The 19755-nt window shown below is 60.6% G+C and carries 16 protein-coding genes; 1 reads left to right on the top strand and 15 read right to left on the bottom strand.

Features of this window, described 5'->3' with window-relative positions:
• Positions 1–6 precede the first annotated feature (6 nt).
• The 14 genes from EM858_RS04850 to EM858_RS04785 form a co-directional block, all read right to left on the bottom strand.
• Positions 7–681 (bottom strand): TetR/AcrR family transcriptional regulator, encoded by a 675-nt coding sequence (locus tag EM858_RS04850; protein ID WP_127756032.1) that lies wholly within the window; start codon positions 679–681, stop codon positions 7–9.
• A gap of 137 nt (positions 682–818) precedes the next feature.
• On the bottom strand, positions 819–1598 hold the full coding sequence (locus EM858_RS04845; RefSeq protein WP_127756031.1) for an amidohydrolase: 780 nt from the start codon (positions 1596–1598) through the stop codon (positions 819–821).
• Positions 1599–1622: 24 nt separating this feature from the next.
• Positions 1623–2387: a 4'-phosphopantetheinyl transferase superfamily protein gene (locus EM858_RS04840; protein WP_127756030.1), complete on the bottom strand. Its 765-nt coding sequence runs from the start codon at positions 2385–2387 to the stop codon at positions 1623–1625.
• A complete protein-coding gene (locus tag EM858_RS04835) occupies positions 2387–5509 on the bottom strand; it encodes an efflux RND transporter permease subunit (protein WP_127756029.1) in 3123 nt (1040 codons plus the stop codon). The genes EM858_RS04840 and EM858_RS04835 overlap by 1 nt, the downstream gene beginning before the upstream one ends.
• Complete coding sequence (locus tag EM858_RS04830; RefSeq protein WP_164865310.1) at positions 5506–6585, bottom strand: efflux RND transporter periplasmic adaptor subunit; 1080 nt, start codon at positions 6583–6585, stop codon at positions 5506–5508. The genes EM858_RS04835 and EM858_RS04830 overlap by 4 nt, the downstream gene beginning before the upstream one ends.
• Before the next feature lie 269 nt (positions 6586–6854).
• Positions 6855–8156 (bottom strand): MFS transporter, encoded by a 1302-nt coding sequence (locus EM858_RS04825; RefSeq protein ID WP_127756027.1) that lies wholly within the window; start codon positions 8154–8156, stop codon positions 6855–6857.
• Between the two features lie 496 nt (positions 8157–8652).
• Positions 8653–10434 carry a chloride channel protein gene (locus tag EM858_RS04820; RefSeq protein ID WP_127756026.1) on the bottom strand — a complete coding sequence of 594 codons (1782 nt, stop codon included), beginning with the start codon at positions 10432–10434 and terminating at the stop codon, positions 8653–8655.
• 21 nt (positions 10435–10455) lie between these two features.
• Positions 10456–11280 carry an MBL fold metallo-hydrolase gene (locus EM858_RS04815; protein WP_127756025.1) on the bottom strand — a complete coding sequence of 275 codons (825 nt, stop codon included), beginning with the start codon at positions 11278–11280 and terminating at the stop codon, positions 10456–10458.
• 2 nt (positions 11281–11282) lie between these two features.
• Positions 11283–12065 carry a TatD family hydrolase gene (locus tag EM858_RS04810; RefSeq protein ID WP_127756024.1) on the bottom strand — a complete coding sequence of 261 codons (783 nt, stop codon included), beginning with the start codon at positions 12063–12065 and terminating at the stop codon, positions 11283–11285.
• 11 nt (positions 12066–12076) lie between these two features.
• Positions 12077–13627: a methionine--tRNA ligase gene (gene metG / locus EM858_RS04805; protein WP_127756023.1), complete on the bottom strand. Its 1551-nt coding sequence runs from the start codon at positions 13625–13627 to the stop codon at positions 12077–12079.
• Positions 13628–13904: 277 nt separating this feature from the next.
• The gene (locus tag EM858_RS04800; RefSeq protein WP_127756022.1) at positions 13905–14930 is read right to left on the bottom strand and encodes a DNA polymerase III subunit delta'; all 1026 of its coding nucleotides are present in this window, start codon (positions 14928–14930) and stop codon (positions 13905–13907) included.
• Positions 14923–15597: a dTMP kinase gene (tmk, locus tag EM858_RS04795; protein ID WP_127756021.1), complete on the bottom strand. Its 675-nt coding sequence runs from the start codon at positions 15595–15597 to the stop codon at positions 14923–14925. The genes EM858_RS04800 and tmk overlap by 8 nt, the downstream gene beginning before the upstream one ends.
• 135 nt (positions 15598–15732) lie before the next feature.
• A complete protein-coding gene (locus EM858_RS04790; RefSeq protein WP_127756020.1) occupies positions 15733–16905 on the bottom strand; it encodes a D-alanyl-D-alanine carboxypeptidase family protein in 1173 nt (390 codons plus the stop codon).
• 75 nt (positions 16906–16980) lie between these two features.
• Positions 16981–18069, bottom strand: a complete 1089-nt coding sequence (locus EM858_RS04785) for a septal ring lytic transglycosylase RlpA family protein (RefSeq protein ID WP_121490272.1) — start codon at positions 18067–18069, stop codon at positions 16981–16983.
• 318 nt (positions 18070–18387) lie between these two features.
• On the opposite strand from EM858_RS04785, the gene EM858_RS04780 reads away from it, so the two are divergent.
• The gene (locus tag EM858_RS04780) at positions 18388–18726 is read left to right on the top strand and encodes a hypothetical protein (protein WP_080817038.1); all 339 of its coding nucleotides are present in this window, start codon (positions 18388–18390) and stop codon (positions 18724–18726) included.
• Between the two features lie 459 nt (positions 18727–19185).
• Here the strand turns inward: EM858_RS04780 and EM858_RS04770 are convergent, their stop codons facing one another.
• A complete protein-coding gene (locus EM858_RS04770; protein ID WP_127756018.1) occupies positions 19186–19521 on the bottom strand; it encodes a hypothetical protein in 336 nt (111 codons plus the stop codon).
• Positions 19522–19755 lie beyond the last annotated feature (234 nt).

Below are 19755 nucleotides of genomic sequence, written 5' to 3'. Positions count from 1 at the left end.
CCGGGACTATTCGGTACGGGCCTCTGCCCCAGCCGTTGCCGGCGTCGGACATCGTCCGGTTTCATCCGCTGCATTGGAATATTGCCGTGCCGAAAGGAAGCGGCCTATGATCAGATGCATCATCTCGGCCTCTTTCAGGGGCCGGAAATCGGGATCGACCGCCAGACGCGAGAAAACACCGTCGATCAATGCGGCGATCCAGGTGGCGGCGCGCTCGGCGTCGAGATTGGCGTCGATCTGTCCCCGTTCCATTCCCTTGCGCACGAGATGGGCGATGCCCGCGCGAATTTCCTGGTCGGCGGTGCGTACAAGCGCATGAATGGCTGGATTGCGAATGGCTTCGGAAGCGATTTCCAGCACCAGTCGGGCATAGGTCGGATCGGTCGCAAGCTCCAGCGAGGCGTCGACGAAACCCAAAATCGCACCGAACTGATCGTCCGCCGCGCCGAGTTCAGCGAAATAGTCAGCGGTTTCCCGTCGCTCTTCCGCAACGATCGTTTCGATGATCGCTTCCTTGCTGTCGAAATAATGGAAGAGATTGCCGGAGCTCATGCCGACCGCCGCGCAAATCTGCGCCGTGGTGGTCTGGTGAAAGCCGTTTTGCGCGAAGCAGGTGATGGCGGCTTCGAGAATCTGCTGCCGCTTGGCTTCATGCTTGGCTGGATCCAGCTTGCGGGCCATGATTGCTCCCATAAATTAATTGAGCACTTAGTCCATTAATTATATCGCGCTCGCCTGTCAACCGGCCCTTACCCGTAAAAGGCGAATGGAGGGCGGAGAAGCACCCGCCCAGGCCGGATCTTCGGCTGCCAGAGGTATCAGGCGGTCAATTCAAACCGCTCGCATTCGCGAAGAAAAGGCAGTTTTGCCCGCGTTTCATCCAGCAATTGGCGGGAGAGCCGCTGCTGATGCACGGTTGCCTTCACATTGGCGTGAAAACATATCTCGCCTAGAGGGTCGATGACCATGCTGTCGCCGTCATAGGAGAGATCGTTCCCGTCGATACCCACACGGTTGACACCGATGACATAGGACTGGTTTTCGATAGCCCGGGCCGGCAGCAGCGTTTTCCAGTGGGAAGCGCGGCGGGCGGGCCAGCTCGCTATATAGATCGCCGCGTCATATTGGCCGCGATTGCGCGACCAGACCGGGAAGCGCAGATCGAAGCAGATGAAGGGAGCGATGCTCCAGCCCTTCAGCTCGATCAACTGCTGCGCCTGCCCCGGCGTATAATGCTCGTGCTCGCCCGCATAGGTGAACAGATGTCGCTTGTCGTAATGAATGAGCGTGCTGTCCGGGCGCGCCCAGATCAGCCGGTTGAAATAACGCCCGTCCTCGGCAATCGCCACGCTGCCCACGATATCCGCGTCGTGCCGGCGCGCGGTCTCCAGCAGCCAGTTCACCGCCTGCCCGTCCATGGGTTCCGCCACGGCCTTCGGGTTCATGCTGAAACCCGTGGTGAACATCTCGGGCAGGACGATCAGATCCGTCGCCTCGATCTCATCGAGATGCCGGTCGAATTGCTGCAAATTCCGCTCGGTATTTTCCCAGGCCAGATCGGCCTGCACGAGCGTTACGCGAAGATCCTTGCCACTCATCAATATCTCCCTGAAAACATGGGTTTAACGACAAACAAGCCAGGTGCGGACAAAACTGCCCGTCACCGAAAAGCGGATGGAAAAACGACGTCCCGCCGGAAGCGAGCGATGCAGCGGGCGCGTCAGTTCCAACCGCAATTCATCGCGGCCGGGTTTTTCGAAAAGACGCGCCGCCTGGAAATCGAAATGGCGTCCAACCACCGGATAAAGCGCCTTGAACAGGGTCTCCTTGGCGGAAAACACCAGGAACGGCAGTATGCCTGCGTCACATTCCTCGCGGTCGGCAATCAGCCTGCGCTCCAGCGGCTCGAGGGCGCGCTTCAGGATGACCTCCGTTACCGCTCCCGGCTCGATTTTTTCGATATCGACACCAACCCTCACATCGCAGTCCTGCGTTACCATGCAGACGCAGATGCCGTGGGAATGGCTGATCGAGCCGCTTATGCCTGAAGGCCATACCGGCTCGCGCTTGTTGCCGATGCCGATCGGCTGAGGGTCGCGCCCGAAAAGCGTGAGCGCCGCCTGCCCCAGAAAACGGCCCGCGAGAAACTCCGCCTGCCGCTTGGGAACCGCTTCGGCCAGCAGTTTCGGCATCGCCACCTCCAGCCGGTCGAACAGGGCCGTCCGGTAGAATGGCAGATGATATTGCACCTCGAGCGCGATGACGTTTTCCGATCCGCTATCGAGAAAAACCGGACCGGACAGAAATCCCTGGGATCGCCAGACGGCGGCAGCGATATGCTCGTGCATGGCGGGCGCCTTCAGGCCTGAGACCGGATAATCCGCCATCACCCCTGCCCCTGCACCGTTGCGGCCTCGCCTTCGGCTATCTGACACTCCGCCCCTGCCCGGTCTGCGGCGGTCACGGAGGTGAGACGCTGCAGCCTGCGGCCGAGCCAGCCGCGCAGATCGTCCATATAAGTGAAGACCACGGGCACGAAGACGAGGCTCAGCAGGGTCGACGTAATCAGGCCGCCGATCACGGCAATCGCCATGGGCGCGCGGAAACCGGCATCCGCCCCTACCCCGAGCGCCGCCGGCATCATGCCGGCAACCATGGCAAGCGTGGTCATGATGATCGGACGGGCGCGCTCGACGCCGGATTCGACCAGCGCCCGTTGGCGGCTCAGCCCGCCATTGCGCTTCTCGATGGCGAATTCCACCAGCAGAATGGAGTTCTTGGTGACGATACCCATCAGCATCAGCAGGCCGATAACCGCCGGCAGATCGAGCGCGCCGCCATAAAGCAGCAGGCCGACAATCGCGCCGCCGACAGAAAGCGGCAGTGCCACGAGGATGGTGATCGGCTGCAGAAAATCCTTGAAGAGAACGATCAGCACGGCAAGCACCATCAGCAGGCCGAACAGCATGGCGGCGCTGAAGCTCTGGAACATTTCGCCGATATATTCGGCATCGCCATATTGCACCTGCCGCACGCCGGCCGGAAGCGAGGCCACGGCGTCAAGCGCATTGATACGCTCCAGCGCCACGCCGAGCGGAATGCCGGCGAGATCGGCGCTGATCGTCACCCGCCGCTGGCGGTCGAAGCGATTGAGCTGCCCCGGCCCTTCCGAGACGGAAAGATCGGCCACCGACATCAGCGGCAGGCTGCCATTCGCCACCGATACCCGGAGCATGCCGAGCGTATCGAGATTGCTCTGCGCACCCCGGTCGATCATCACACGGATCGGCACCTGCCGGTCGCCGATGTTGAACTTGGCGGAATTGGCGTCCGTATCGCCCGTCGTGGCAATGCGCGTGACGGCGGCGATGGATTGCGTGGACACGCCGAGCCGGGCCGCCTCGTCAAAGCGCGGCCTGATCTGCAATTCCGTCCGCGGCAGGGGTTCGGTGGTCTGCACATTGGCGATGCCCTCGATGCCGCGCATGCCGGCTTCCACGGCAAGAGCCGCAATGGCGAGCTTCTCCGGCTCGTCACCGACGAGGATGATGGAAATATCGCGCGCCGCATTTTCATTCTGGAAGGCGAAGCGGATATTGGGTGTGCGGGCGATGAGGCCTGCTGCGCCAAGCTCAAACTGACGCTGGGACAGTGTGCGCTCGGAGGCCGGTACGAGGTTGACCAGCAGCGAGGCGCGGGCAACGTCGGGGCCGTCATCCGTCCTGCCGATGGAGGCGAAGACGCTTTTGACCTCCGGCATTTCCCGGAGCGCTGCTGTCACCGACTGCACGGCACTGTCGGTATCGCGCAACGTCGAGTCCGGCGGCAACTCGATCAGGATACGCGACAGGCTGCGATCATCGCTCGGCAGGAAGCCCGAGGGCAGAAGCGGCACCAGCAGGAACGAACCGACCAGCACCAGAACGCCGATGCCGCAGGTTTTCAGCCGGTGGCGAAGGGCAAGCTCCAGAAGTGCGACATAACCCCGCCCCATGCGCGATTTCGGTACGGCATGATCTTCGTGTTTCACCGCCTTCGGTACGAGAATATAGGCGGCCATCAGCGGCGTCACGAGACGCGCCACCAGCATGCTGGCGAGCACGGCAACCGACACGGTCAGTCCGAACTGCTTGAAATATTGACCGATGACGCCGCCGATGAAGCTGACCGGCAGAAACACCGCGACGATGGTTGCGGTGATGGCGAGAACCGCAAAACCGATCTGGTCGGCCGCATCGATCGACGCCTGAAACGGCCGCTTGCCCATATGCAGATGCCGGTCGATGTTCTCCACCTCGACGATGGCGTCATCCACCAGAATGCCGATCACCAGCGTCAGCGCCAGAAGGGTGATGCTGTTGAGAGTGAAATCGAACCACAACATCACCGCGAAGGTGGGCAGGATCGAAAGCGGCATGGCGACGGCCGCGATCAGCGTCGCCCGCCAGTCACCCAGGAAGAGGAAGACGACGACGACGGTCAGCGCAGCACCTTCGATCAGCGTCTCCATGGCGACCTGATAGCTCGCCCGGGTATAATCGACGGTCGAGAGCACCCGGTCGATCTGGACACCCGGATAGGTGTCGACCAACCGCGCAATCGTGGCATTGACGGCGTCTTCGACCGCCGTATCGCTCGACCCCTTGGCGCGAAACACGGAAAAGCCGACCACCGGCTCGCCGTCGAGACGCGATAATTCGCGCGGCTCGGCCTCACCGTCCGTTACCTTGCCAAGCGTGGCGAGCGTTGTCCATTGGCCGTTCGGAAGGCTGATGGGCCGCTCCGCCAGTTCGGCGGCGGTGATCGCGCCGCCAACCGCGCGGATCGACTGTTCCTTCTCGTTGAGCCGACTTCTGCCGCCGGGCACATTGGTGTTGAAGGCCTGAACCTGATTGTTGATATCCTCGGCATTGATGCCGAAGGCGATCAGCTGGTCCGGATCGAGCTGGACGGTGATTTCGCGGCTCACACCGCCGATCCGCTGCACCCGCTGCACGCCCTTGGTCGTCAGCAATTCGCGGCCGATGGTCTCGTCGACGAACCAGGAAAGATCGACGGGCGACATTTGTGGGGCGCGGACCGCGAAATAGAGGATTGCCCCGCCCTCCACATCGACGCTGGCGATGGTCGGTTCCTCGATGTCGCGCGGCATTTCGGAGCGTATCTGCGAGACCGCCTGGCGCACATCGTTCGTGGCCCGGGCGGTATCGATGCCGAGCTGGAATTCCACCGTCGTGGTGGAAAGCCCGTCGCCGATGGTCGACTGGATATGTCTTATGCCGGCAAGGCCGGAAATCGCGCCTTCGACACGCCGCGTCACCTGCGTTTCAAGTTCCGCCGGGGCTGCGCCCGCCTGAACGATGGAGACCGTGACAATCGGAAAATCGACGCGTGGATTGGCGTTGACCGGCAGCTTCATGAAGGACTGGATGCCGACAAGCGTCAAAAGCAGGAAAAGGACGAGGGTGGGAATGGGGCGACGGATGGCCCAGGAGGAAATATTGGTCATCGGCGATCCGCCTCCTTCTGCGCGATTTCGCTGACGCCGACGATCTCATCGCCGTCGCGCAGGAAGGCGCTGGCGCTTTCCACGACGCGCTCGCCCGCGCTCAACCCTTCGAGGATTTCAACGACGCCGTTCTGGGCCTGCCCCACACGAACGGCGCGGCGCGCCACCCTGTTCTCACCATCGACCACCACAAGCTGGGCCGCACCTTCGCGGCGCAGTCGCAGCGCGGCTTCAGGAACGGAAACGAGGAAGCGGCGCTCGCCGAAATCGACCTTGCCGCGCGCAAAGGCGCCTGCCCTCAGATCGGCGGCCGGTGGAACGGCGATGCGCACGATGCCGAGGCGGCTCTGGGTATTGACCGCCGGTTCGACGACACGGACGGTCCCCTGAATGGCCCTGTTGACCCCATTGACGGTGATCGACACGGATTGGCCGGTTTGCAGCGACGGCAGCACCCGCTCCGGCGCTTCGGCCAGAAATTCCAGTTCGCCATCCTGCAACAGGCGAAACAGCGGCTCCGTACTATCCGGCATCGCACCGATGCGGGCATGGCGTTGCGTGATGACACCGGGTTTCGGCGAAAGTATCTCGGTCCGCTCCAGCTCGATACGGTGCTGGGTCAGTTGCGCCTGCGCGCCCGCCAGTTCGGCACGGGCGCCCTCGATCTTGGCCTGCGCCATGGCCGCTGCGGCCCGGCGCTGGCCAAGCTGTTCCTTGCTGACGCTGGAGCCGGAAAGCCCTTCGGCACGGCGCAGATTCTCGCTCGCCTCTATCTCCGCCGCCTCGGCCTCGGCAAGGGTGGCGCGGGCGCGGGCGACGGCCGCTTCCGTCTGCTCGATCTGGGCCGCGAGCGTCTTGCTTTCCAGCCGCGCCAGCAATTGCCCGGCCGCAACCGTATCGCCGACATCGACAAAAACCTCGACGATGCGCTGGCCAGTCACGGCCGTACCGATGGAAATATCGTTGCGGGCGGCGAGAAGGCCGGCAACGTCCTGCCCGGCGTTGAAACCATAAGGCGTTGAGGTGACGACGGATACATGCGGCCGCACCTTGACGGGCGTCATGGTCTGGCTCACGGCGGGCGTCTCCTCAATCGGCAGCATCAGCCAGGCCCCGCCGCCTGCAAGTCCAATGGCGAGCAGCGCCCACCAGAACAGGCGTCGCGAAGGCCGTCGTGCGGTCGTTTGTCCGGGTAGTGGCCGAGGGTTTGCAGGCTGAGGATTTGGGAAAGAGGAATTCAGGTCGTTCATGGCAGGACGGGTCCGGGTTTGAACATCGGGTGCGGCAAAAAACAGCGGCGCACGGGTGGTTTGATTGAATCTCGAAGGAACAGGTAGTCGCCCGCTCATGGCGGCGATTTCGCCAGCGCGCGTGCGGCCGGGCTGAGGAAAACCCAGAACACCAGCAGGCAGAGCGTGGCGCTGAGCCCCCACAAGAACCAGACGGCGCCGGCGGCCTGGAGGCCGAAACCGGCGATCAGCACGGCAAGCGGCGTCGCCATCATGGCAATCGCAGCCGTGGTTCCAAGCACGCTGCCGCGGATCGCAGCGGGCGCGCGTTTCAGAAACATCGCATTGGCGAGCGGACCGAGCGCCCCGGTGGAAAAACCGATCAGGGTGGCCGCGATGAGCAGTAAGGGACCGCTCTGAAGGAAAGCGATGAGGCCGATGGAGAGCGTCGCCCCGGATATGCCGGCAAGCAGCACGGCCCGGCCGTTCCAGGAGTGACCGCGAATGGCGAAAACCACCGCCGACAAAGCCGCCCCTGCCCCGGAAACCGAAAGAAACAGCCCGAGGTCGAGGACATCCGCCCCGCTTTCCTTGAACAGCACCGGCAGGACAACGGCGTTGAGCGCCCCGAAAACCGCCAGCATCACCATGGCGACGACAAGCAGAAGACGCAAAAGCGGCTCCGTCAGCAGAAAGCGCAGACCTGCAAATGTCGCATCGCCGCGATCCGCACCGGCGGATTTGCGCCTATGACGCGGCAAACAGATCGCGCCGATCACGGCAGCGAGCAGCGAACAGGCCGCCGTGATCAGCAGGGCATATTCCATCCCGAAAGCGGCAATGGCGATGCCCGCGACCGGCGGGCCGAAAATCATCGCCGCATTTTCAAGCAATTCATCTATCGAGGTGACCCGCTCGATTGGCATCCGGGCGATGCGGGCAAGTTCCGGCACCCTTGCATCATGGGCGATCATGCCCGGACCGTCGAGCAGCGCCCCGACCACGATCAGGCCGAGCAGAAGGCCGATATCCATCTGCCCCGCCATCATGAGAAAGGGTATGGCCGCGACACTCAGGGCGCTGGCAAGATCGGCGGTGACCGCAACGATGCGCGAACCGAAACGGTCGACGACAGGGCCGCCGCAGAAAGCGCCGATAACCAGCGGTATCATGCCAGCCGCCGCCGCTATTCCCGTCCAGGCGGCATTTCCGGTCAGGGACAGCACGATCCACGGCAACGCGACGGCCGCCACCGCGTTGCCGAAAAGCGACAGGCCTCCGGCAACGATGACGCCATAAAGCGGCGCACGGCGATGCGGAAGGCCGAGCCCGCGAAACCCGGCCCCCGAAACCGTTTCGAGTTGGCCGCAGGACGTCGCAAGAGGCATCGTCTCAACCGTGCTGCTGTCTGAAGGCATAACACTCTCCAAGTTTCATCGGCTCACGGCGCTGCCGGTAAGGATGAAGGTAGTAAAATATCTGGCCACTCGGGCTTCGGGACCGGACGGATGCGAACATCTCCACCTCGCCTTCCCCGACTGGCTCTTTTCCGGCTCGGCGTTTTATTAATTAAGTAGTCAGTCTATTTATTGTGGCGAATGTTTTTTTGTCAAGCGGGCACTGAGGAAAATGACATGACGACGAAAAATGCCGTGCGGGATCACATGTTCAGTGCCGCCGGGGTGCTGGGCCAGAAGCTGACTTTGGTGGAGTTGTTGTGCATCACATACGCGACAAATTGGCTCCCCGGGGCGGAGTCGTTCCTCCGCCCATTCCTGTGCCGGTCACAGGAACCCGGCCGACACGCGTGTACGCGGCGAAAAAAACCGTTCCCGGACAAGGATTAAAGGCAATGAAAATACATTATAAAAACATAATTATATCAATAGATAAAACTGACAATCTAATGTAGTTTCAAAACTCACCTGACGCCTCCCGGCGTCTCAAATCCAGTTCTTCGCTATAGCGCCTCAGCGTATGGCTTTCGGTAAGCAATCCGACAGGACGATTTTCGATCTTGTCATTAACGACAACCAGCGCTTCGCTCTCCGCCGCATCGAAGGCTGCCGCCGCCTGGCGGGCATTCATGGTCGGCAGCAACACATCGTTCTTGTATTGCAGATAGGTTTCTAGGCTGATCTTGCTGGGGTCGCGATCCATCGGGTCTGCGTAAATTTCCGGCACGAGGACGATGCCGGCATAACGTCCGTCATCATGGGTCATGATTACCCGTTGCGTCGAACCGAGCGGAAACTTCTCCTTGAAGGCCGGGAGGCCCATGCTGACATTGGCCTTGCGGATATCGGCGCGCATCATCCTGCCGACCGTCAGGTCGCGGATCCAGCCGATATCATGGGCGCTGCGAATGCTCTCGCCACGCAGGTGAAAACGCCAGGTGGCGAAGGAGTAACCGAAGGTGGTGCGCACCACGAGCGAGGTAGTGATGACGGCGGCAAGCACCAGCGCCGTGATCTGGAAGTCGCCAGTCAGTTCCAGCGCCAGAAACGTCATGGTCAGCGGACCGCCGATGATGGCGGCGGCGAAGGCGCTCATGCCGATCACGGCATAGACGATGGGCGCCGTCGACCCATAACCGATATAGGGTGCGCAGAGCGCGAAAATCTTGCCCAGCAGCGAGCCCATGAACAGCGAGGCGAAAAACAGGCCGCCACGGAAATTCGAGCCGATGGAAATGGCGCTGGCCGCCGCCTTCAACAGGAACAGCCCGGCCACCCCGTATATCGTCAGTTCCGCATCGATATTGAGATGCAGCGCACCATGGCCGCTCGACAGGACCTGCGGTGAAATCAGCGCGAGCCCGCCCACCGCCACGCCGCCGATGGCAGGACGCAGCCAGCCCGGAATGGCGCTTTTGCGTGCGGTTTCTTCGATGAAGGACACCGCCTGCATCAGCACGATGCCGATGGCCGCACACACGACGCCGAGAAAGATGGCGGGCACATAATCCGCCGGTGTTACACGGCTGGCATCGACAATATCGATCGAGATGCCATGGCCGCCGATAATCCCAATGACCGTCGTCGCTACCAGTGCCGAGACGATGAGCGGCGCAAGCGTCACCACGGTATAGGTGCCGATGATCAGTTCGATGGCGTAGAACGCCCCGGTCAGAGGTGCGTTGAAGGCCGCAGCAATCGCCCCCGCAGCGCCGCAGCCGACGAGGATACGCATATCCCCTCGCCGCAGTTTCAGCTTGATGCCGATCTTCGAGGCGACGCCGCTGGCGATCTGGGTGTAGCCGGCCTCAAGCCCGACGGAGGCGCCAAAACCGTTGGAGACGATATTCTGCACGCAAACGATGATGCTGTCCGTCAGCGACAGCCGGCCGCCATGCAGCGCATTTGCCTCGATGGGGTCGACCATGGGTTTCTTGCGGGTTTTCGAAAGAATGAAGATGATCAGCCCGAGCACGATGCCGCCGATGATCGGTCCGACAAGCACGATCCGTCCGGAAAGATCGCTGCTGCTCAACCGCTCGACGCCGAAAACCAGCACATGCAACGCCGTGCTCAAGGCGCCGATCAACGCCACGAGAAGGCCCGCCGCAATGCCGATGAAGACGGCAAGGATCACCAGTCCCAGTTCGCCGCGCCGGAACATCGCCCGCAGACGACTGGCGCGCAGATTGTCGAAGAAGCTCGCCATACTGGGTGCACGGAAAGGCTTGGTCGACATGCTGCTCCTTTTCAGGCGGCGTCAGGCTGCTTCGATCTCGATCTCGAAACGCATCTGATCATAAGCCGGTTCGACATGATCAGGCGTTTCCCGCATCACCGTCTCATAATCGAGCGGAATATGCATGTGGGTCAAGATCGCCCTTTTGGGTGCGAATCTTTCGATCCAGCCAAGCGCCTGTTCCAGCGAAAGATGGCTGGGGTGGTAACGGTGCTGCAGCGCGTCGATGACGAGGACATCGAGACCGGCAAGCTTCGGCAGGCTTTCTGCCGGAAAATCGCTGACATCGGTGCAATAGGCGACGTCACCAATGCGAAAGCCCAGCGAATGCACATCGCCATGCTGCTGCATGTGCACGTTGAACGGGATCGGCCCGCCTGCCCCATCGATGATCAAGGCCGCGTCGATATCGGCGATGATCCGCGGTTCGACGATGGGCGGATAGCTGCTGCCCGGCGGGGTCTCCAGGCAATAGGCGAAACCGTCCTTTATGCGCGCCATCGTAACGGGATCGGCATAGATCGGAATGCGGCTTTGCTGAAGGGCGAAATAGATGCGCAGATCGTCGATACCGTGCAGATGGTCGGCATGGGCGTGAGTGTAAAGCACCGCATCGACCGCCTCCACCTTCGCCGCGATCATCTGTTCGCGAAAATCCGGGCCGGTGTCGATGACGACGGTCGTCCGTCCGCCATTCGGGCCGATCTGTTCCACCATGAAGGCCGTTCGCGTGCGCCGGTTCTTCGGGTTTTCGGGGTCGCATGCGCCCCAATCGCCGTTGATGCGCGGCACGCCGGGCGACGATGCGCAACCGAGAACCGTGAAGCGACGACGGTAGATTGCCACACCTACACCCTTGTCATCTTGGAAAAGCAGCGGAAGGCGTTTTCGGTGGTGATTTCGGCCATGCGCTCATAGGAAACGCCGTGCACCTCGGCCAGAACCTCAGCGGTATTGACCACATAGGACGGTTCGTTGCGCTTTCCCCGCCAGCGCTTCGGCGCAAGATAAGGCGCATCCGTTTCCACCAGCAACCGGTCCAGCGGCACGGTGGCGGCGATATCGCGGATATCCTGCGATTTCGGGAAGGTCAGAATGCCGGAAAAGGAGACATAACCGCCAAGCTCGACACCGGTTTTCGCCAGCTCGGGACCGGCGGAAAAGCAGTGCAGAATGAAGGGGAACGCACCCTTCCCGCTTTCGGCGCGCAAAATAGCGGCCATGTCGTCATCGGCGCTGCGGCTGTGAATGACAAGCGGCAGCTTCGTTCGTCTTGCGGCCTCGATGTGGCGGATAAGGCCGGTCTTCTGGTCTTCCGGCTTCTGCGTATCGTAGAAATAATCCAGACCCGCCTCACCGATCGCCACGATCTTGTCATGGCTCTCCGCCAGCCGCACAAGCTCGTCGGCGGAAATATCCAGTTCCTCGTCGGCATTGTTCGGATGCGTGCCGACCGAACAGAAGACCGACGGATATTTTTCCGTGATCTTCAAAAGTTCGGGCAGACGACGCACCCGGGTCGAGATCGTCACCATCTGGCTCACACCCGAAGCATGGGCGCGGGCGATGATATCGTCGCGCTCAGCTTCGAAATCGGGAAAATCCAGATGGCAATGCGTATCGATCAGCATGGGTCTCGCCTTCACGCTTCCGGTGCGACGTAACGCGGGAAGACCGGCTTCGGCGCCTCAAGCGGCGTGCCCGGAACCAGACGGCCCGCTTCGCCGAGTGCGGCAAAATCACGTTTGTCGGCAGGGGCAGCAACGAGATCCAGCAGCTTGTCGCAGGATTCCGGCATGAAGGGCTGCAGGAGAATGCCGATCTGGCGCACCACTTCCGCCGTGACGTAAAGCACGGTGCCCATGCGCTCGGGATCTGTCTTTTTCAGCGCCCACGGCTCCTGCGAGGCGAAATAGCGGTCGGTTTCCGAGACGACGGCGATGATGGCCGCAAGCGCGCGGTGGATGAGCTGCTTGCCCATCTCCTCGCGGCAAAGCGCCAGCAGCCCGTCTGCGGAAGCCAGCATCGCCTTGTCTTCTTCGGTAAACTCACCGGGCGTCGGGATCTGGCCTTCGCAATTCTTGACGATCATCGACAGCGAACGGCTGGCGAGATTGCCGATACCGTTGGCAAGATCGGCATTGATGCGGGTGGCGATGCCCTCTTCGCTATAGCTGCCGTCCTGGCCGAAGGAGACTTCGCGCAGGAAGAAATAACGGACCTGATCGAGACCGAAATGGTTCACCAGATTGGCCGGATCGACGACATTGCCGAGCGACTTCGACATCTTCTCGCCCTTGTTGAGCAGGAAGCCATGCGCATAAACCCGCTTGGGCAACGGCAGCTTCGCGCTCATCAGGAAAGCCGGCCAATAGACCGCGTGGAATCGGATGATATCCTTGCCGATGATATGCACGTCGGCGGGCCAATATTTCGCACGCGGGCCGTTTTTATCCTCGATGTAACCAGTCGCGGTGATGTAGTTGGTCAGCGCATCGACCCAGACGTACATGACGTGTTTCGGATCGTTCGGAACCTTGATGCCCCAGTCGAAGGTGGTGCGCGAAATCGACAGGTCCTTGAGGCCGGATTTGACGAAGGAGATGATTTCGTTGCGGCGCTCCGCCGGACCGATGAACTCCGGATTTTCCTCATAGAGCTTCAGCAGCTTGTCCTGATATTCGGAAAGCTTGAAGAAGTAGCTCTCCTCTTCCACCCACTCGACCGGCGTGCCCTGCGGCCCGTAGCGAACGCCGTCAGCGCGCAGTTCCGTTTCGTCCTCGGCGTAATAGGCCTCGTCGCGCACCGAATACCAGCCGGCATAGCTGTCCTTGTAGATGTCGCCGCTATCGGCCATCAGGTTCCATATATTGCGCGAGGTCTCGTGGTGACGTTCTTCCGTGGTGCGGATGAAATCGTCGTTCGAGGCGTTGAGCAGCTTGCCCATCGCGCGGAACTGGTCCGAATTGCGCTCAGCCAGTTCTTCCGGCGAAATGCCTTCCGCCCGCGCCGTCTGCTGCATCTTCTGGCCGTGTTCGTCGGTGCCGGTCAGGAAGAACACATCCATTCCATCCAGGCGCTGAAAGCGTGCCATGGCATCCGTCGCAATCAATTCATAGGCATGGCCGATATGCGGCTTGCCGTTAGGATAGGAGATCGCGGTGGTGATGTAGAATGGTGTCTTGTCTGTCATGACGGTCTATCGACTTTACAGGCTGTTTTTTGGATAGACCGCTCTTAAACCATTGTTCGCAGCAGCGAAAGAAAAAGCGTACGTTTTGTACGATGGCCTGCGGACAAAGTGGCCGTCACCCCGGACTGGATTCGGGGTCCAGCGCGATCAAGTCCTTGATCGCAAAAGACTCTCTTCACGGCGCGGACGCGCCGTGGCTGGATGCCGAACCCAGTCCGGCATGACGGAGGAGAATTTATCCACCGTCGAATCGTACATTCCGCACGATCCCTCGCCTTCAAACGCCGCGAATATCTTCCAGAATGGAAAGCACCATCTGCTTCTTGTCGAGATTATAGGCCTGCGCCACAGTAATGCGTTCGGAGAGCGTCGAGGAAAGCCGTGCATGTTTCTCCGCCGCCGCGATATCGCCCGCCATCGCCGCCGCCCGTGCGCGCTCGATGAGCTCTTCCGTCACATGCTCCATGAAGAAGCCGAGAACGATGTCGCCATCCTTCTGTGCCAGAACCTCGGCAAGCTTATGCATCTGCTTGCGCACGCCGGGCCCTTCGGAAGCCATGACCTCCGCAAAGGCCTCGACAATATCGGAGCCGCCGTAATTCATCAGCTTCAGCGCCTGCGCGACGCTGCCCTTGGAGGCGGCAAGCAGGGCGTCGCGTTTTTCGCCTTCCGGGCTGATGCCGAGATGATCGAGGGACTGCACCATGGCCGCATCCGAAAGCGGCAGGAGCCTGAGCGGCATGCAGCGTGAGCGGATGGTCGGCAGCAATTTTCCCGGCGCGTGCGAGAGAACGAGGAACATCGCCCGTTTCGGCGGCTCCTCCAGTATTTTGAGGATCGCATTCGCGGCGTTGCGATTGAGATCGTCGGCAGGATCGATGATGACGATACGCCAGTTGCCGGTGCCGGAGGTCTGCGAAAAGAAGTGCCCTGCCCGCCGCACCTCGTCCACCGTAATGGCGGATTTCACACGACCGGTCTTTTCATCCACAGGACGGGTCAGATGCAGCAGATTATGCGAGGCGCCCGCGGTGATCTGCCGGCTGACCAGCGATTGCGGATCAGGATCGGCGAGAAAATCCGGCGCCAGCGACGGATCGGGATAGCTCAGCACATGATTGGCAAAGCGGAAGGCAAGCGTCGCCTTGCCGATCCCCTCCGGCCCTTCGATCAGAATGGCATGATGGCCCTTGCCGGAACGATAGGACTGCGCGAGGAAGGCTTCCGCTTCCTCATGCCCGAAAAGCTTCGTGTTCTGCTGCGGCGCAATCGCACCGTCGAGAACGCCCTGAACTTCACTCATGCGCCGCGCCCGCCGCTGTTTTCAGCTGTTCGAGCAAGGGCTCGACGAAGGACATGACATCCTCCGCCACTTTTTCTTCCGGCTGGTCGGCGTTGACGATCCGGCAACGACGCGGCTCGGCAAGCGCAATATCCAGATAGGCTTCCCGCCGCTTCTCGTGGGTCTCGATTTCCTCTTTTTCGAAGCGGTCCGGCGCAGCGCCTTCATCCGCGCGCTTTCTGGCGCGGGCGAGCCCCTTTTCGGCGGCAATGTCGAAAATCAGCGTCAGCTCCGGCACGACACCGTCAATCGCAATGCGTTGCAATGTCTCGATGAAATCCGGCTCCAGATTGCCGGTCGTGCCCTGATAGACACGGGACGAATCGAGAAACCGGTCGCAGAGCACGATCTCGCCGCGCGCAAGCGCCGGGCGAATGACCTCTTCGACATGGTCGTTGCGCGCCGCCGCAAACAGGATCGCTTCCATGCGCACCCCGAAGGATTCCGCAGCGCCGGATAGAAGAACATGCCGAACGGCCTCCGCACCCGGCGAGCCGCCCGGCTCGCGCGTCACGACCACCTCGAAACCACGGCTGCGGAGCGCCTCGGCAAGCGTGCGAATCTGCGTCGACTTGCCGGCGCCTTCGCCGCCTTCGAAGCTGATGAACAATCCGGTCTTTTCGGCCAATGTCACGTCCTGCACGGGTTTCCTCGAATTCGAAATGCCTGTTTACAGCATCGAACCGAAATCTGTGAAGCGCTTTTCAGAAAAACCGATGCCTGAACAAAAGCATAGGAACAAGGCCGCGCATGGAACAGGCTTTCAGAGCCAGAACAGCAGCAGTTCCTTCAGCGCGCCTGTGGCATTCTGGGTGAGCGACCCCTTGCCGACCGCCGCCTTTGTATAAAGCGGCACTTCCCGCAACAGGCGCTCGCCCGAAAAAATCTTGAGCGTTCCGGCATTCGCCCCGACGTCCAGCGGCGCATTCAGGGGCCAGCGATAGACGATACGGCCGGAAATACGATCCGGATTATTGACCGGCACCAGCACGCTGACATCTTCCTTCGGCGAAAGATCGATATGCGAAACATCGCCGCCATAAACGCTGACAGACCCGACGGCTTCGTCCTTGCTGAAGAGATGGCGTTTTTCAAAGGCGGTCAGGCCCCAGTCCACCACCCGGCGGGCCTCTTCCTGCCGCGTCTTGTCGTCCACGATGCCGGCAAGCGCCAGATAGACCCGGCGGCCGTCCCGCTCGGCCGAAACGACAGCGGCAAAACCGCTGCCTTCCGCAAAACCGAGGCCGAGACCGTCTATGCCGCTGCCGGGCATCAGGAGCGTATTCTTGTTGCGCTGGAAGATCCGGTTCCATTCGAAATCCGGTTTGGTGAAAAGCCCGTAACGCTCGGGATAGGTATCACGCAGATGTTGCGCAAGACGCACCATGTCCCTCGCGGTCGTCCGGTTGCCGGGGTCGGGAAGCCCGGTCGAATTGGTGAAGGTGCTGCTGCTCATGTCCAGTTCGCCCGCCCGCGCCGTCATGCGCTTGGCGAAAGCGGCATCCGAACCCGCCATGCCTTCGGCAACGACGATGCAGCCGTCATTGGCGTTCTGCACGATGATGCCGGTCAAAAGATCGTTGATGCTGACGGAGGATTTCAGCGCCGCGAACATGGTCGAGGTGCGCGAGGGCGCGCCGCCCGTGCGCCAGGCATATTCCGAGACGGGGTAAGCCGTCTCTGCCGTCACCTGCCCCTTTGACAACGCATCCAGCACCACTTCCACCGTCATCAGCTTGGCAAGCGAAGCGGGCGGAAAAGGCTGATTCTCGTTTTGCGAAAGAAGCACCGTGCCTGTTTCGGCATCGATCATATAGGCCTGTTCAGCCTTTGCGATGAAGGGGCCGGTCTGCGATTGCACCGGGCCCGCACTGAAAAACGCAAACGCTGCCGCTGCGACGACCGAACAATAGGAGCGATGAATGGCCTTGCGCATGAAACCGCCCAGTCCTGCCTGCCGTAACCGGCTGCCCGCGACAAAGGCGAGAGGCCGGCCGTATCCTTCAATTCGTCAGCGCGACTTCGCCTGCTGACGCTTCACATGGGCGAGTATCGATTGCTCGTTGAGCGCGCCACGGTCGACGAGCACGCTGTCGAAGGCGCTCGCGGTCCTGGAGACCGTAGCCGATTCTTCGGAATAGGCCGCCGCAAATTTGGAGGAAGGCGTCGGCACGCGCAGATAATTGCCGCCGGGCGCCGCCGGCTCACGCATGAAATTGCCTTCCGGACGCTCCGCCAGGATGGGGCCGATTTCCGGCAGGATCGCAAACTGCTCGAAAGCCGGCGCCGGGCCGTTGACCAGCGGCATGGCCTGAAGCGCCGCATTCTTCTTGGAACCGACGAGCGCCGTCTGTGCGGAGCCGCCATAATTCGGGTTGGACGCAGGAGCCGGAACGAAATTCGGCGAGGCCGAAGCCACCATCACGCCCGTCGCGATCTGCCCTTCGGGCGCTACACCCGGCGAACGCGAACCCTTCGGAATATAGGACGCCATCAGATAAGGCATGTCGTGACCATCGAGCGGTGCGCGGCCGGCATATTGTACCCGCACATTGGCCGTGCCGGTTGCCTTCATGTCGAGAAGATCGGCCGTCTTGCTGGAAACGTCGATCAGGCGACCTTCATGGAACGGTCCGCGATCGTTGACTCGCACCAGAACCGAAGCGCCATTTTCCATGTTGGTGATGCGCGCGTAGCTCGGCAGGGGAAATGTCGGATGTGCGGCAGAAAGATGTTCTTTGTCGTAGACTTCGCCATTGGCGGTCAGGCGGCCATGGAAGGCGGAACCGTACCAGGAAGCAAGGCCGGTCTTGTTGTAGCCCGGCTCTTCCTTCGGGAAATAACGGCGGCCCTTGACGGTATAGGCATTCCCGATCAGCTCGCGCCCGCCGCCCTTGGGAATGGCTTTGCCATCGGCCACGCGCGGGCTGGCTTTGACGCCATATTCGGATTCGGAAAAATATTCCTTGCTGCGCTTGGGCTTAGGCTTGGTCTCGGACGTCGTGGAACACGATGCGGTTGCGGCGCAAAGCACGGAAATTGCAAGCCACTTCACGCCCGACCTGGCGTTGATGCCGAGTTTCTTGACCGTAGAATTCAAATCGTCTGCCCCACGCTGCTATTGGCTCGGAGAACCGCACCCTCACTTGCCTCGATTATTTGCCCCTGCCATCGAAGCACCTAACAGTCGCTTAATCTTGTGCATAACGTGGCGAAAATGCGAACGACTTCTGCAAATTCGATAAAATTGTAACGAACGTGGTTAATGATTTCTATCTTTTAAGCCCGCCCATCGGGCCGGCTTTACCCGCCCCAGCATCTCCCGTTCACCGCACCCGCAAGGAACAAACGGACAGCAACCGCGTTCTCTCCCCGCAAACAAACGAGCTTTCCGCCGGTTTCGGCTGAGGGAGGAAACATGATCAAGCTTATGAAAACCACAGCTCTGGCGATGGGCGTCGCCCTGGTATCCTTCGCCGCGCCGATCCCCGCAGGCGCGCAGGACATGGAACTCAGAATCGGCCCCGACGGCGTTCGCCCCGTCATCCGCGATCGTGACCGGGACGTAGACCGCCGCGGCCCGCCCCGCATGCGTGGATGCAGCGAACGCGAAGCCCGCGCCGCCGCCCGTGAGGCAGGCCTGCGCGATCCCGAGGTCGTGCGCGTCACCCCGGGCCGTGTCGTCGTCGAAGGCTTCACGCGCCGGGGACCGGATCGCATCACATTTGCGAACGAACGGGGCTGCCCGGAAATCTGATTGGATCACCAATATGGAACCCGCCGCAAGGCGGGTTTCTCATTCGCGCTGAATTCGCACCGCTCCAAAACCAAGCAACACGATCAAAGCATCCCTCGTCGCAGCATTGTTCGAACGATTTTTACGCTTGCAGATGGGGTGCATGTCACGTTTAGCCCCCTGCTGCGTTGAAATTATCTCTAGAATTTTTTTGTCATTTTAAATTGTAACGGGTTTTATACCCGGGAATCATTTTCAGTTTTTACGATGCTTTTTTCAGTCTGCCGAGTGTCCTGCCACTCCTTGATGTCAGCTACCATCCAACGAACCCAACGTTCGCCAGACTGGCGCGGCCTAGAGACGATGCCGTTATCCATCCATCGACAAAGTGTCGAGGAACCGATCTTGACCATAGTCAAGACTTCTTTGAGGTAAGCCATTGCAAGATTTGCTGTCCGCTGCTTCTCCCTCGGCTCGCAGTCAAACCGGCCAGCCGCCATAAAGCTGCATCGCAAACCCAATTGTCGCGATCATGATCGCCACGCATGCAACGATTTGCCTTTTTCTAATACTGGCGTCCGACTTCCTACGGCGCTCCTGCTGTCGCCGCTCGAATTCATCCTGTTCCTGCCCGAACTTTTCATTGCCAGGGCCGAAAATTGCGTACCGAGAATTGAAAGCCCGCCGCTCTATCCTGAAAATGTCGTCACGCGCCGTCCGTTCTCCATTAATTGAGCTAACAAGATCCCACGACAACATCGCAAATGCCATAAGGTCAAGAAAAAGGCCGATTTCCGACCACCATTCCTGATTCATCTCAACCCCCAAACCGGGCTAGCCCCTCGATCCCGTCCGTCGCAAGGCACCTCTAAAGATTTGATTAATCTTTTGATAGAATATCTTTTCAAACTCAACCGCAAATGTTAAATTTAGTTGTATTTTTTTTGGGGGGGGGAACAAATGAAAGTCGCATTCATTGTATTCACAAGCAGCGTTTTTCTAACCGCTTGCAATAATACCTATTCAAGAACAGAAACGGGAGTGACGGTC

The organism is Agrobacterium sp. CNPSo 2736 (assembly GCF_004005385.1).
GTDB lineage: Bacteria > Pseudomonadota > Alphaproteobacteria > Rhizobiales > Rhizobiaceae > Agrobacterium > Agrobacterium leguminum.
The sequence above is the reverse complement of the archived record's forward strand: the minus strand, read 5'-3'. Positions and strand labels throughout refer to the sequence as shown.